Genomic DNA, 15,396 nt, shown 5'->3' on the forward strand with positions numbered 1-15,396 from the left:
CCTGAAGTTCTGATTGCCTCTGCACCAGTTTTCTCAATCTCCATTTGATAACCATCAGGACAAAGGCTCCAAGTCCTAACATTTTTTACATAATACCCAAAAGGAACATATCCAAAACAAATGAATTCAGCCATATTTATGTGGTTGTTAAAAACAATATGATCATCTTATTACATTCAATGGCCGGATTATTACTTGGTTTTTAGCCTCATTTGAAAATATACTAACAAAATCAATTTGCCGCATAGAGTTATCAAATATCAAACTCGATCCATCAAAAAACGATATTTCAGCTCGTTTAAATAAAGGTGAATCGTTTGGATCTAAATCAAAAACTACATCCTGTCCTACAAATAAATCTAAGTATTCAGTTTTCTCATCCTTTTTAACTTTACAAGGATAGCTTACATCAAAAGTAACGTCTGCAGCATAATATCCTCCACCTCCGTAGGGTCTATTTTGGCTTTTTGCTTGAACGTTTAAGACAAAACCTCTTTCATCAACAGATCCTACGCTTGCACCTCCCCCATACCTATTTGCTCTTTCGTTGATCTTTATTGTATTTGTTAAAATTCTCCCTTGAACCTCATTATTACAGCTTTCTAAAAATTTTCTTGGAGCATTAACAGAACAGGAATTTCCCTCGGACCTTCTACGTGGCGAACTCGATCCTGTTGTAACTTGACAAATAGTAGATGTAAATCCCCTCTCAATATTGTCAACCAGCTTATCTGTCTGATATACAACAGCCACCTTACCAAGATTTCTAGGCAATAATTTTACCGAAATCGGCAGTTCCTTCACTTTTCTTGAGCAAAAAAATCCATCTTTATATCCAAGGCTAAGTGTGGTAGGAAAATTTAAAACTGAAAGTTTTTCGCTATCATCTAACCCCAGATAAAAGTCAATAATTGATGCTTTGGGAATTGAAAATGTTAACTCAGTTGAAGATTGAATTGTCGGATTAATTAATTTTTCACTTATAACTAACCCTGTCTCCTTATCATCCAAATTATAACCAGTAAGCTTTATTTCAACCTTTTCAGACCAATCCACTATAAAAAATGGAAGGTCAACACTAGTTATTCTTGGTTCGTTCTTGGTAAATGGCAAATCAGATATGATTTGACCTGCATTATTAGAGACTCTTTCAATCCCATCCAAGCCATTTACAATAGCAGATTCAAATTCGCTTTCTAATAGAAGTATATTCTCCAAAGTTCGAAATTGCTGTTCTGTTATTTTAGAATCTATATCTCCAACGGTCTCCAATATATTATGCCTTAAATCCGAAATAATGGATTTTATTTGTGCAGCTGAATTGTTAATAGTTTTGTTGACTGCAAATTCAACTGTAGAGGTTGCATCATCGATTGAAGAATTAACTGCATCTAGAGCCAAGATCGCAGAACCTGCGGTCATTGGCGATAACACAGCTTCTGTACCACATCCAGAAGACTGGATAATGATTAAAAATGGGATTAAGAAGAGCAATTTTTTCATGACTATATTGTTTTTATTTTAAACTTATCGATTAAGAAAATAAAGATAAAATTAATCCCTGAGGCAGCGGCAGGATAACCCAAGTGTCCAGTTGTAGTGGGTCAGGGCGATATTCAAACCCGCTCCTTCCAAGTCCCGACTCCAAGCAGTACTAGAACCATTTGGAGAAGAGCTCCACCAGAATCCCCTAGACCCCAGAGCGTTGAAAGCTCCATAGGGACCCCGGTTCCCACCTGGAAGACCTGTGAAACCAGATTCATTAGTTGCCCCCGTGTTTGGGGCATCCCAGCCCGTGACCGATTTCATCTTCCCTGCGGCTGCAAAAGGTCCACCTAGATAATTGGTTAAAGTGGTCCATTCCGCATCGGTGGGAATATGCCAGCCCGGAGGGCAGAGCGTTCCCGTCCTTACCGAATACCAATTGTACAGCTTACCATAGGTGTCATTATAGCTGGGATCATTATTATAATAGGCCCAAGCAGGCTGACCAGTGGGGTTTCCACTATTCCAGATTGCTGCCCAGGCCTGTTGAGATGCCACTTGAGGGATATTACCAGCATAGCGCAGGTTCTCCGCAAACCATACTTGATTACCGATTTTCACGGTTTTATACACATTCCCGTCCCGGGGATCGGTGAAGGTGCCGTATTCGGGGCCTTCTACGATGGTATGTTCGATCTTACAGCCCAAGGCATCTGATACGGTAACCACATGTGTTCCAGGAGGGAGGGTTTGGGTTTTAGCAGTTGCACCATTGCTCCAGGTATAGGAGAAAGGAGGAAGTCCGTCCAAAGCTTCGATGGTGTAGGTATTGTCCGTGTTCAGCACATCGATTTTGAGCGTGCAAGGGATATCAATTTTCGCCTCGCTTTCGCAGCCGCTCTGATCTTTGATTTTCACTACCATCTCACCAAAGGTAGAAGCGAGAATCTCTGTCGTCTTATCCGCTTCCTTTTGTCCTGCGGGATAAATAAATGTAAATGGCCCATAACCGGTGGCAGTGGCCGTCACCTTGTTTTTATCCCTGAGTTCCAAAGTAAGACTGCATCCCTCATTAACCACCGCTGCATCCAAGGTCTTTTCGAGTTGACCAAAAGCGGCATGAGAATATATTAGATTGAAGTCAAACTCCTGCGCATCCGTTTCTGCCGTATTAAAGGTCAGAAGCAGCTTTCCATTTTCTTTGGTGGCTGAACCTGTTACTTTATCGTTGGTGATTCCTGAGATAGACAGGTGATTGCTGTGTACCTGAAGAAGCTCTGTCGTAAATCCTTCAATTTTTGAAAGGTCGATGGGCTGATAGGTTAATTCAATCGGGGATTCATCTTTTATCGTTTTCCAAACACCAAAAAGCAAATTATACTTCTCCCCAAATTCTTTAAGAAAGGGAATATTAGAGTTTAAATCTTCCTTGTAGAAGCTCCTATAGGTTCTAGTTACCATCAGCTCACTGGTTTCCCCATTTTTGAAAATATAATTTGCCTTAAAATTTAAATTAATATCCTCACCTTCGACTAGCTTTACAGCCTTCTCAAACTTATCTATAATGAATAACATTATCTGCTCGTGGTATTTAATAAAAAGCACTAAACCTATTCCGGCACCAATAGCAGCTCCCCTAGGACCACCAAATTTACCTCCTATGACTACGCCAAGGCCTGCAGACAATAGTGCTCCTAACTTATTGGCTCCAATTGCAATTACAATTTGTCTGACTGTATTTTCAGTGTTTTCTTCTACATTAAAAATACTAGAGTTAGAAATCCGAGCATCTGGAAAGCTATTTTGAAGCCCCACAAGAGTGTTCGAAAGGTTTCGCCATACCGCCTCATTAGCTTGAAGAAAAAAAGCCATATCAGCTAGATCGGATGGGCTTAAAGCTGCTGCTTTCGAGAACTGCTGTTCAACATACGATTTAAGAGAATGAATATCTTTTTCCAACTCCTCTTTCGAAACTCCTTCAAGCAATTCCATAGATCTTTCCAATGCAGCTAATTGTTCCTCGGACTCTTGTTTATAGTTAGCCAACATCGTCTCCGGTGATTCCTTTAAGTCATGCGGGTTTACTTTAAAGGAAATGTTTACCGGTTTGTTATTTTCCTTGAAAATCAGCTTATAATCACCCTGATTGAGCTTCGGCACCATAAAAATCAGCGTATTGTCCTGGATGATCAGGGGGATTTTCACTCCATCGAGCGTAGTGCCTTCCTGCTGACCATCAGCAAAAGTCCCCTCACCCAAATCCAAGGTGACAATCTCGAAAATCGAAAATTCTGTGGGTTGGGTTGAGTCCAAGGAAATTGGATCGCCCTCTTGGATAGTAGTACTTTCATCATCAATTTCTTGACACGAAGAAGCAATTAAAAAAATTAGAATACCGAGGCTAATAAGTTTTTTCATAATGATTGAAAGACGTTATGTCAAAATTGAATGCACAGTTAAATTTTACATAACATAATCTAGTTTCCGGCGACTTTCACCTAGTAAATGGCGGAATCAATTTTCAAATTCAATGATCAATTTCCAAACTCAATAATCAATCTTCAAGGATTTATAAAATGATCAATACGTGTATCCACGATTTTCCCGTAGCCAAATGTACGTGCATTGATGCGGATACACATAATTGGTAAAATGGAATGATCTAATTGTCCTTTAATAAATGAGTCCTTTCTAGAATTTACCAAATTCAACGGCAAGAAAGGGTTCAACTCTAATACTTTTCGCATTCGTTCACGCTGATCGAAGGTGAAACTGTTTCTCATTCCACCTAAAAAAAGAAAGTCTACAGGTAGAACTTTTTTTCCACTACAATCCAAAGCAAACGCACTTGAAGGTTCTGAACCAAAAATAGGATCCTGTGTATCTAAACAATAATCAATATTAGGATTACAAACAGGATTATTTCGATTTTCTGAATGAAATAATCCAAGGAAATGCCCCATTTCATGCGCAAATAAATACACATCCCAAGGATGCTTTATCCCATCTTCTCCTATTACCATCATATAAGGGTAATTCAGTTGGTAACCTTCACTATATGTTGGAAGACCTACTAAACTACCACCAGTAAGCGGAGGAAAATTAGCAAAACCAGCAGCAGCTCCATTAATTTCTGAAACAAATACATTAATATATTTGGCTGGATCCCATAACTCTTCAAAGTAAAATTTATTTTCCTCTAAGGTAATTGGCCAAGAAACTTTATTTCTTTTGGAAATTCTATGAATCCCGGGTTCGGTTAAAGATTGACCATTAGGACCTGTTTCTGCTAAATAAAATTCAATATTAACAGGTACAGAACTTGGACTTCGTTTAACCTCATATTCCTTGTACAACCCGATTGATGAAAATTTATTTGAAAAAGCATCATTAAGATGTTGAATTTTTGTTTTCACTTGATCTACACCAATTTCACTAGAACTTTCAAGAACATGAAATATAATCGGCATTCTTACAACCGGATAATCTTTATCCTTTCGTGAAATGATTTTTAATAAATTACTTTTTTTTCCATAGGACTCTACATAAACAGAAAGTTCTCCAGATTCTGTTATCAAAACTTCACGAAACTGATTTTGCGGGATTTCATTTATAAATAATTCAGCTTTTACCGGAAATCCTTCCCCATCATTTCCAATAATTTTAAAATCGAAATCGTAAAGCGCAAGATTTTGAACAGCATAAATATTATTTGTACTATCAGAAAAATATAATTCTATAGACTTAATAAATTTAAAAGGATCGACAATAAACACCTTTCTTAAATTACTTTTTATTCCACCTGATTTCACAAAAAATTCCACATCTCCATCTGGCATATAAGTATAATTAAAGTCTGAAGTTTTAGTGTTGTTTACATAAAAATCATAAAATTCATTATTATTTGTTATATCAATTCTTGAGTTATCGATCAAAATTGCCTCTACTAAAAACAGTTCAGAAAAAACATCACTTTCTTCATATTTTATAAGCCTATCAGGATTCTTTAAATAACTTAGATTTAACCCGCGAATTGCTTCTTGAAGTTTAAGAACAACAATATTTACGGCATTACTTTTTAAGCCTTCAGCTTTAGGGAAACTTACATAGAGTTCATTTTTAGAACTTTCAGATAAATCTATTTGGAATTTATCAACCTCTACACCATTTAAATACAAGTCATAAGATAGAAGTTGATCAATATCTAGAACTCTACCCTTTGAGTAAAACTTTACTTCATATGAAACATCTTTGATCAATTTTGACTCAATCAAAATAGTATCTTTCACTATTAATTCAACCTGATCTATACTTTCTATCAGCAGGGAGGCATCATTATTACTTTCTTCTATACAAGAACACAACAATAAAAAAACAGGTAGCACAGACAATAATTGATATTTCATAACCCTACAATTAAAGAAATTCTATTAATATAATTCTGTTGATTAATATCTGAAACAAAGTCTGAAAGTGGTTGATAAACCCTTAAAACAAACAACTTTCTATTTACAGAAATTCCAAATCCAGCAAGTATTCCATATTGCACAGGATCTTTCCCTTCAATGCTAAAATCAATGAAATTGGAATTTACTTGATGGTTTTCACTAGTCGAAAATAAATAATTAAAATATCCACCCAATTCAAGCGTGGGCTTAACCCTTCCCCCAACTTGCAAAACAATTGGCAATACGTCTACACCAAAACCATGGGTTTGAAATTCACTAAGTATTTGGACGTCCTCATTTTCAAATCGATTTTCAAATTGCTGAAATAAATAATAAGGCTCTACCCGAATCTTATTGTAGTCTGTAATCTTCCAATCTAAACGAAAACCAAAACTTCCTCCAAACTTTGCATTTTCCGATACTTCAAATAAACCAGATTTGTCAAAGCTCAGAAAAGATGCACTGCCCCCAATCCGAACTCCAAAGTCAAAATTCCTTTCTTTTTGATTTATATTATTTGAATCCAATTCTTGGGCAAAAACTAAAATCGATAGGCTCATAAAACAAACTACAAATAAGACCTTTCCCATGATTTAATCCTTGATACATCTTATACAGGCAGCAACATCTTTCGAGGAGCCTCCATTAGTGACCATTCTTGTAGAATTATTAAAAAACCTGATCAAGAAAGCGGAGTTAAGATCCATTTCAGTAGAAGACCAAAAAAAGGCTTGCTTTCCTTGAGTGGAAATAAAACTACCATCAAGTTCAAGGAAACCAGCGGCAAAAGCTGAAAACCCTGTGGAATTAGTGGCTCCTACATTGGGTTCAGCCCACCTCTTTATACTTTTCAAGTATCCTCCAGCGAAATCTGAACCTCCCAGGAATTCAGATAAAGTTCTCCATTCATCGATACTAGGTAAATGCCAACCTATCGGGCAAACTGTTTTAGATAATTCCCACCGATAAAGACGGCCCCCCAATACACAGTTTTGAGGGTCATTATCATAACAAAAACTTTCAGAAGTCTTGTATTTTAGATTCTCTGCAAACCAAGTTTGATCACCAATCTTAATAATTTTATAGACATTCCCATCTCGTGGATCAGTAAATGTTTCAAAATCATATACCATTTGTGCTTCAATAGTCTCTTCAATGGTTCCAAAGCTGGAATGAGTATAAGCAAGGGTAAAATTAAATCCAAAAGTCTCTTTTGTTAAGGTATTAAAATTTGCAAAAAATCTCCCATCATTATTTATTCTTGAGTTGGATACAAAGGAGTTTTGAGTTGATTCGATAGATAAATAATCACTATAAACTCTCATTTTTTTTGATTTAAAAGAAGTCCCATTAGATAAATCTTGAGGCTCATAACTCAATCCCGCGGTAGAATAGTTAGCCTTAAAGTCATTCCAATACTGAATCAACCCTCTATATCCCAAAACAAAATCGCGTACAAATTGAATAGATGACGTTGCGTCATCTTGATACAAGGTTCGATAGGCCCTCAATATTTGAAGCTCTTGAGGAACTCCGCTTTTGAACTGCAAAGATGGTCCTCCTTCAATTTCCAGATCTTCCCCGTACGGTATCCAAACTTCAGAGGACGCTTGTTCCAGACTTGTCATAAAACGGATAAATCTGAGAATAGCTGTTCCATTTAAAACTCTATCAGGATTGTAGGTTCCTACTGTTTTCGGAAGATTTCTTACTTGCTTATATTCCTCCATTCCCGCAAGGATTTTTTCTCTAATTTCTAATAACACTCCGATCAGAGTTTCAGATTGCATTTCCACATTTATAACAGCGGTATTACTCATTCTCCCGTTCAATAAAAATGGTTCCAGTTGATCTAATAATTGAGAGTCAAAAACCAATAAATCACTATTGGATTGAAAGAAAAACGCTACATCTATTTTATTTTCTTCAGACAGTTGATTTATAGTTGACAATTCACCTTCCAATGCCGTTTTTATTCTAAGTAAATCCTGTCTTAAATTTTCAACCTCAGAACTTTCAAGCTGATTGACAAAAGAATTAATCGCGTCTAGCTGATCTTGAGATTCCTGTTGATAATTCGCCAGCATAGTCTCTGGAGATTCTTTCAAATCATGTGGTTTCACTTTAAAAGGAATGTTAAATGGCTTGTTATTTTCTTTAAAAACCAGCTTATACTCACCCTGATTGAGCTTCGGCACCATAAAAATCAGCGTATTGTCCTGGATGATCAGAGGGATTTTCACTCCATCGAGCGTAGTGCCTTCCTGCTGACCATCAGCAAAATTCCCCTCACCCAAATCCAAGGTGGCAATCTCGAAAATCGAAAATTCTGTGGGTTGGGTTGAGTCCAAGGCAATCGGCTCGCCTTCTTGGATAGTAGTACCTTCATCATCAATTTCTTGACACGAAGAAGCAATTATAAAAATTAGAATACCGAGGCTAATAAGTTTTTTCATAATGATTGAAAGACGTTATGTCAAAATTGAATACACAGTTAAATTTTACATAACATAATCTAGATTCCGGCGACTTTCACCTAGTAAATGGCGGAGTCAATTATCAAACTCAATGATCATCCCGATACATCGGGACAATTTCCAAGGAGTTCCAACCTTTGGATATAGACCATTGGTAAATGATCATTGACCATTGTTCATTGCACATTGTTAATTGCCCATTGGTAATTGGTCATTGTCCATTGTTCATTGAAAATTTTAAAAGGCCCACCACAAAAAACACATACTGAATCATATTGAAAACTACCCGGATTCTCCAGAGCCCTTCGGCATATTCAGTAAAGGTTAGCATATCGATAAAGAAGCAAGAGAAAGAATAGAAAAAGATCCCGGACAAAATCCAAAACCAGGGCTCTTTCATAATCTCTTCCTTTTGCTCCGCTATTCGCAAAAGAGCAAAGGCCATCAAAAAGGAACTTAAGACTAAAATGCCTGAATACACAAAGGAAGAAAATGGGCGAATAGGCTCTTCAATGCCATATCTATTGAAAGCATCAAACAAAAAGACCAAGCTGGTTATGATCCATAGCACTTTTCTCCAAAATTGACCTCTGTTTGTTTGATAAAACTCATAGGCTAGCCAGATAAAAAATAAAGCCTCAAACCAGAGGTATAGAAACTGACCATAGGAGGCAGCTCGATTAAGCCAAAAATATTCCTGATTTGCATAAGAAGCCCAGCCCAATCCATCAACCACAGCCCCGAACAATAGAAATACAAAAAACAGGCGAAGCTTTCGATCGCCTGTTTTCCATCTCAATCCCGACAAAACCAACGGAATCCAAATGGCAAGGGTAGATATTTCCTGTATAGGAATTTGATTCAGCATGTATTAAAAAGTGTCGGGTGGCGGAGGCCAGGATTTTTGAAGGAGGTAGGGTTCTGTAGTTTTATTGGCCCGCCTAGGATTTTTGAGCACCTTAATATTATTTCCGTGGTCATCTGCTGGGACCAAGAAAATCCTCATTTGAGAAGGGTTTTCATTTTCATCCAAGCCAATGTAATATCTGAGATAGGTTGGTGATTCATTTTCAGGCCCCAGTAAATTTTCAAAAAAATCAACGTTATAATCCTTTGCCTCAAAGTATCCATGGCCATATTTGTTCAGTTGCCAAAATTCTTCCTCAGACAAGAATCTATATACTTTTCTTAGCACATCTCCTTTGTCTTCAGTAGCAGTTTGTCCATTGGGTTTTCCATCCCTATCGTTCAAAATGGAACGACCATCATGTTGGTTAAAATTTTTTCCATTTACATCCAAAGGCAGTAATAGTTTTTCTTGAAAGGGAGAAAGGCCTCGAGCAATTATGGGGTCTGCCTTGGGATAAATAAACTCATACTTTGGTTCTGCAGCTAAAAAAAGTACATCCTTACCTCGTCCTTGGAAATTTCCATAACAAAACCAAAACATCACTCCAGAGAAGTGCGCTTGTTTTCTCCAAAGATTGAAATAAGAAGCCTCGAATACTCCCGTAACATTATCCTTAATTTTGTTTGATTTCTGATTTCTTCTGAGTTCGTCCAAGTAATTGGAACCTTCCACATAATTGATCTCTGCTGATTTTCTATTTCCTGTTTCCATTTTTCATATTTTAATTAACCCGGAAAAAATACCTCCGGAAAATTGCTTAATCACCCCAATAAGTTTTCCTTGGTCCGGTAGGATTGTAGATTCCTTTTCCTTTTTAAAAGGCTCTTCAAAATTCTACTATCCCCTTTCCCAAGAAAACCAAAATCAGATTTCGGTGAATCTGAACTAGTCAATGGTCAATTTTCAAACTCAATGACCAATTTTCAAACTCAATTTTCAAGTGGATTAATATGATCAATGACCAATTTTCAAACTCAATTTTCAAGTGGTTAAACCCGTCACCCCTTGTTCATTGATCATTGGTAATTGTCCATTGGTAATTGATCATTGCCCCAGGCTTTTCCTTGCACTGGTAATGATTCTCCCGAAAATCGCACAAAGCTCCTCTGCCTCAACCAACAGCCCGTCTCTCTTCTCAGGATCTCCAAGCTCAGAATACCTGAGAATTTTTAGCGTTGATCTGGATTCTTTTAACTCCTTTAAAATAATCCCATTTTTGTGTATAAAGTCCTTTTTACTTTCAGCTCCTTGAGCTTCACCATAATTCAAACAGGCCCCACAGGCAGACCGAATCAATTGACCTTTGAGGTGGTTTTCAGCAAAGGAATTACCCAGCGTATTGCAGAATTTAATGCACTCCCCCGCAAAACGCACCAATCGTTCCTCTAAATCATACCGCTTTTCCAACTCTATTTATCAGTTTTAATTTGTTGACTTCTATTCCTTGCCCATTGTCCCGATTCTCGGGATGACCATCGGTAATTGTTCATTGGCCATTACTCATTGAAAATTGATCGTTGGTAATTGGTCATTGTTCCGTTTGACCCCCCGCCCCCCTGAAGGGGGAGAACACTATTCAGAGTCATTTGAAAATCGCCCACTGCCCATTGTCCCGATTCTCGGGACGGTAATTGAAAATTGATCATTGGTAATTGGTAATTGGTCATTGTCCATTGCTCATTGCCCATTGCTCATTTAAAACGACCGCACCCTCTCCAAAAACTCCTCTTTCCGCCGCCTCGATACATCCACCACACTGCCGTCACTCAGCTTCACCTGTCCGCCTTCGCCTTTCAGGTATTCGGTCACTTCTTCCAGATTGATCAGGTGGGAATTGTGCACACGGTAAAACCCATACGGCTCCAAAATAGTCTCCACTTCCTTCAGTGTCTTGGAAACCAACACCTTCTGCTTTCCTTTCAGGAAAAAGGTCGTATAGGTATTGTCCGACTCACAGCGGGTAATTTCACGGATCTCGACAAACTGAAGGCCAGTCATGGTTGGCAAGGCCATTTTGGATCGTTCCCTAGGCAATTGCAGATTTTGAATAAGCTGCTGCACGGGTTTGGTTTGATCGCTTTTCCGATCCAAAAACCGTCTCACCGCATCTTCCACTTCCTTTTTATCCAAAGGCTTGAGCAAATAATCCACCGCAGCCAAGCGAAAAGCCTGAATAGCAAATTCCTGATGGGATGTAGTAAAAATGAGGTCAAAATCAACCTTTCCCAAACTGACCAACCAATCAAAAGAGGTTCCACCCGGCAACATCACATCGCAGAAAACCAGATTTGGATTATGGTCCTTACAAAGCCGGTCAGCCTGAGCCAGATCAGCTGCTTCACCGACGATCTCCAGTTCGGGGAAAACGGAAAGCAATGGTTTCAAATCTTCCCTGGCCCTTGTTTCATCTTCGATGATAACAACTCGATATACCTTCTTCATTCTACTTCAAATGGAATTTTCAATAAAACTCTTCTGCCCCCTCCCTCTATATCCTTGATTTCAAAATCCGCCTCCAATCCTCTTAACTCACGAAGGGTGGTAAATCGCTCAGTCATCAAATTGATCCCAAGACTGCTCTTTTTGACGAATTTGCTTAGGTCATACTCTGGCTTTTCAATCCTACCTGCTCCTTTATCTATTATTTGGCAAGAAATAGCCTCCCCTCCATTTCTTTTAAAACCCATCCTGATTTCTCCATCTTGACTCAGCCCATGCCAAACGGCATTCTCCAAAAAAGGCTGAATCAACATTGGAGGGATGTAGGTTTGTGAAGGTAAAATCCCATCCTCCACCTCAAATTCAAAGCTGAAGGCCTGATTGACACGAAGCTGCTCCAATTCCAAATACAAACGATTCGCTTCCAATTCCTCCTCCAGGCTCACCCAATTTTTGGAGGAGCTTTCCAAAACATAGCGAATCAGTTTAGAGAATTTGATCAGGTACTCACTGGCTTGTTTGGGTTCCTGGGATTGGATGAAATGATGGATGGAATTGAGGCAATTGAAAATAAAATGGGGATTGATTTGAGCTCGAAGTGCTTTCAATTCTCCTTCGGCACGGCTCAACTTTAATTCGGTCTCCCTCTTACGGGAATCAGCCTCTCTTCTTGATCGATAAATAACAAAAATGATAAAGGCAAAGGCTAAAACCACCGGAAACAAGCCTAATAACAAAACAATACCTATGTCGGCTTGATTTCCTGAATCGGGCAAGTTCTTTACGCTCGAAAGGTCATCTTGAAGAGCTAACCGAAAAAGAAATAGCATGAAAAATCGATTGGTGGTTCTATACACCTAATATATTGATTTTGAATCACCTTAGATTACCAACCAAAAAATTATATGAGTTTTTTCATAAAAATTATGCTATTCCAATACAATGAAGTGTCAATGGAACCGGACAAGAATTCATTTTCAATGATCAATTTTATACTCAATGACCAATTTTCAAGGGCTAGACTCCTTAATCCTTGGTCATTGTCCCGATGCTCGGAATGAACATTGTTTGTTGATCATTGAAAATTGAGCATTGGTAATTTCACCTCTTCATATACCCCTCTCTCACCGCCTTAAACTCCGAGCCTTCTTTCCAGTTGGGCCATTGGTCGGAGTTGGCCAAGCTTTTTCCTACGTTGTAGAGGACTTGGACATCGTCTACGGCACCATCCAGATTCCAGCGGCTGGTGTCGTATTCATCGGAAGGCTTGTGGTAGTACACCGCCACGTATTCATCCTGAAGGGATTTGCCGTATTCCTTTCCTTTTTCCACATGGTCGATTCCTGTACCGAAATACAAGGCGGGTATTCCGATCTTGGCAAAGTTGAAGTGGTCGGAACGGAAGTAGTAGCCCGCCACGGGATTGGGTTCGGGCGCACTGTAGCGGCCCAATTTCTCCAGTTCCACATTGAGCAGATCTTCCATTTCGGATTGTCCAGAACCGATGATGGACACGTCTTTCATTTTGCCATAAGGATTGATCCCGTCCATATTGATATTGGCGACGGTTTTTTCTTTGGGATAAATCGGGTTTTCGGCATAATAGGCCGAACCCCAAAGTCCCTGTTCCTCTGCAGTCACTGCCAGGAATATCACAGAACGGTCAGGTTTTTGGTCGGTTGTAAAGGCCTTGGCCAAGGCTAAAAGGGCTGCAGTTCCGGAAGCGTTATCCAAGGCTCCATTGTAAATGCTGTCCCCTGTTTCGTCGGGTTTTCCAATACCAAAATGATCCCAATGCGCGGAGTAAATGATGTATTCCTCAGGTTTAGTCTTTCCGGTGAGTTTGGCCACTACGTTTTGGGAAACATTGTATTCGGCCTCCACCACAATGGATGCGGAAAGATTGACTCCCAAAGACATGCCCTCAAAACCTGGCTTTCTGGACTCTGCCAAAAGTTCAGAGTCATTTTTTCCAGCCAATTCAAAAAGTTTCTTGGCGGAAGGCAAAGTCAACCAACCCTCAAATCCCAGTTTGTAATTTTCCTTTCCCCGATCATCCAAATACAAAATCGGCTGATGGTGCTTACCTTGAACCACATTGAAACCATAACCAGCAGGGATGGTATTGTGTACGATCAGGCAGCCCAAAGCTCCCTGACGAGCAGCTTCTTCATACTTGTAAGTCCAGCGACCGTAGTAGGTCATGGTATTTCCCTTGAAAAAGGAGGCGTCTTCGGTACCGAAACCCGGATCATTGACCAGTACAACCACGATTTTACCTTTGACATCCAGGCCGGCATAGTCGTTCCAACCATATTCAGGGGCCACGATTCCGAAACCAGCAAATACCACCTCAGCATCGGAAATTTCTACCAGGGAATCCGTCTTTTGAGTCCAAATCACAAAGTCCTCAAAGCCTTTGAGAGAAACCGTGGAACTGGAATTTTTGAGCTCCATCGTTTCGGCAGACTTGCTGATAATTGAAACCATGGGCACATCTTGGTAATAGGAATCTCCGTTTCCGGGCTCTAAGCCCAGATTTTTGAATTCGGTTTCCAAAAAAGCCGTGGTAATTTTCTCCCCTTCGGTAAAGGGTCTTCGTCCCTGAAATTCATCCGAAGCGAGTTGGATCAGGTTGGGTTCGAAATCAGAAACCTGAAATTGATAGTGGGTTTCTTCTTTGGAGCAGGCGACTAAAGCAACAACAGCAATAACGGCGATGGGAAGGATTCTTTTCATATTTTCAAAGGAGGTGGTATCAAATGGGGCTAGGAAGCCAATTTATTTTTGGCCTTATGAATATCAAGTTATTCATTTTTACGGGTTAATAAATCAACTTCTTTTTGAACTAAAACTGGAAAGCAACAAATAAATCCTCTAAATTTCATTTATGGAGGAAGATATCCGATGGCATCAAAGGCTTAGTCACTATTCTAAAGCACTCACTCAATTGGAGCAGGCTGTAGCCCTTTCCAAAAAGAGGGAATTGAGTTCTTTAGAAGAACAAGGATTGATTCAAGCCTTTGAGTTTACCCATGAATTGGCTTGGAATGTCTTGAAGGATTACTTTGTCCATCAGGGCAATTCAAGCATTACTGGCTCAAGGGATGCAACTAGAGAGGCCTTCAGAAGAGGTCTTTTCGAGGATGGTGAAAGCTGGATGGAGATGATCAAAAGCAGAAATCAATCTTCCCATACCTATAATGAGGAAGTTGCGGCGGAAATCTCAGCCCAAATCAAGATGGTTTACTTTGGCTTATTGAAAGATCTGGAGAGCAAACTCTCCAAACTCCAAATACAGGATCATGGATAAATTCGGACTTTCTGAAAAGGTGATTCAAAAAATCCAGGCCATTTTCCAACAACATCCCCATGTGGAAAAGGTGATTGTTTATGGTTCCAGGGCTAAAGGAAATTTCCGACCCAACTCCGATATCGACTTGGTGATTCAAGGAGAAAAGGTAGACTTTTCAGAATTACTTCAAATTGAAAATGAATTGGATGATTTGCTGCTCCCTTACCAAATTGACCTTTCTGCCTTGCATTTTATCCAATCCAGTCCAGACCTACTTTCACACATCGGCAGAGTTGGGAAGACTTTTTTCAAGAAAAACACAATGAAGGTAGAAACCTAAAA

The 15,396-nt window shown here is 39.2% G+C and carries 13 protein-coding genes; 2 read left to right on the forward strand and 11 right to left on the reverse strand.

Going from position 1 to position 15,396, the window contains the following annotated elements; all coding sequences use genetic code 11:
* Window positions 1-162: 162 nt before the first annotated feature.
* The 11 genes from AAA942_RS06130 to AAA942_RS06180 form a co-directional block, all read right to left on the reverse strand.
* Complete coding sequence (locus AAA942_RS06130; RefSeq protein WP_338219359.1) at window positions 163-1,503, reverse strand: hypothetical protein; 1,341 nt, start codon at window positions 1,501-1,503, stop codon at window positions 163-165.
* Between the two features lie 51 nt (window positions 1,504-1,554).
* Entirely contained in the window at window positions 1,555-3,903 is a 2,349-nt protein-coding gene (locus AAA942_RS06135) for an FISUMP domain-containing protein (RefSeq protein WP_338219360.1), read from the reverse strand.
* Window positions 3,904-4,046: 143 nt separating this feature from the next.
* Entirely contained in the window at window positions 4,047-5,891 is a 1,845-nt protein-coding gene (locus tag AAA942_RS06140) for a M43 family zinc metalloprotease (RefSeq protein ID WP_338219361.1), read from the reverse strand.
* On the reverse strand, window positions 5,888-6,523 hold the full coding sequence (locus tag AAA942_RS06145) for an outer membrane beta-barrel protein (RefSeq protein ID WP_338219362.1): 636 nt from the start codon (window positions 6,521-6,523) through the stop codon (window positions 5,888-5,890). The genes AAA942_RS06140 and AAA942_RS06145 overlap by 4 nt, the downstream gene beginning before the upstream one ends.
* Before the next feature lie 3 nt (window positions 6,524-6,526).
* The gene (locus AAA942_RS06150) at window positions 6,527-8,389 is read right to left on the reverse strand and encodes a fibrobacter succinogenes major paralogous domain-containing protein (RefSeq protein WP_338219363.1); all 1,863 of its coding nucleotides are present in this window, start codon (window positions 8,387-8,389) and stop codon (window positions 6,527-6,529) included.
* 232 nt (window positions 8,390-8,621) lie between these two features.
* The gene (locus AAA942_RS06155) at window positions 8,622-9,278 is read right to left on the reverse strand and encodes a hypothetical protein (protein WP_338219364.1); all 657 of its coding nucleotides are present in this window, start codon (window positions 9,276-9,278) and stop codon (window positions 8,622-8,624) included.
* Between the two features lie 3 nt (window positions 9,279-9,281).
* The gene (locus AAA942_RS06160) at window positions 9,282-10,031 is read right to left on the reverse strand and encodes a hypothetical protein (RefSeq protein ID WP_338219365.1); all 750 of its coding nucleotides are present in this window, start codon (window positions 10,029-10,031) and stop codon (window positions 9,282-9,284) included.
* 333 nt (window positions 10,032-10,364) lie between these two features.
* Window positions 10,365-10,727, reverse strand: a complete 363-nt coding sequence (locus tag AAA942_RS06165) for a four helix bundle protein (RefSeq protein ID WP_338219366.1) — start codon at window positions 10,725-10,727, stop codon at window positions 10,365-10,367.
* Window positions 10,728-11,015: 288 nt separating this feature from the next.
* Window positions 11,016-11,762: a LytR/AlgR family response regulator transcription factor gene (locus tag AAA942_RS06170; protein ID WP_338219367.1), complete on the reverse strand. Its 747-nt coding sequence runs from the start codon at window positions 11,760-11,762 to the stop codon at window positions 11,016-11,018.
* The gene (locus AAA942_RS06175; protein ID WP_338219368.1) at window positions 11,759-12,589 is read right to left on the reverse strand and encodes a sensor histidine kinase; all 831 of its coding nucleotides are present in this window, start codon (window positions 12,587-12,589) and stop codon (window positions 11,759-11,761) included. Before AAA942_RS06175 ends, AAA942_RS06170 begins: the two co-directional genes overlap by 4 nt.
* 271 nt (window positions 12,590-12,860) lie before the next feature.
* Window positions 12,861-14,498: a M28 family metallopeptidase gene (locus AAA942_RS06180; RefSeq protein WP_338219369.1), complete on the reverse strand. Its 1,638-nt coding sequence runs from the start codon at window positions 14,496-14,498 to the stop codon at window positions 12,861-12,863.
* Between the two features lie 151 nt (window positions 14,499-14,649).
* Between AAA942_RS06180 and AAA942_RS06185 the strand changes: the two genes are divergently transcribed.
* Window positions 14,650-15,072, forward strand: a complete 423-nt coding sequence (locus tag AAA942_RS06185) for a nucleotidyltransferase substrate binding protein (RefSeq protein ID WP_338219370.1) — start codon at window positions 14,650-14,652, stop codon at window positions 15,070-15,072.
* Entirely contained in the window at window positions 15,065-15,394 is a 330-nt protein-coding gene (locus tag AAA942_RS06190; RefSeq protein ID WP_338219371.1) for a nucleotidyltransferase domain-containing protein, read from the forward strand. Before AAA942_RS06185 ends, AAA942_RS06190 begins: the two co-directional genes overlap by 8 nt.
* Window positions 15,395-15,396: the final 2 nt, after the last annotated feature.

Source organism: Algoriphagus sp. oki45 (assembly GCF_036245605.1).
In the GTDB taxonomy this organism is placed as follows: domain Bacteria; phylum Bacteroidota; class Bacteroidia; order Cytophagales; family Cyclobacteriaceae; genus Algoriphagus.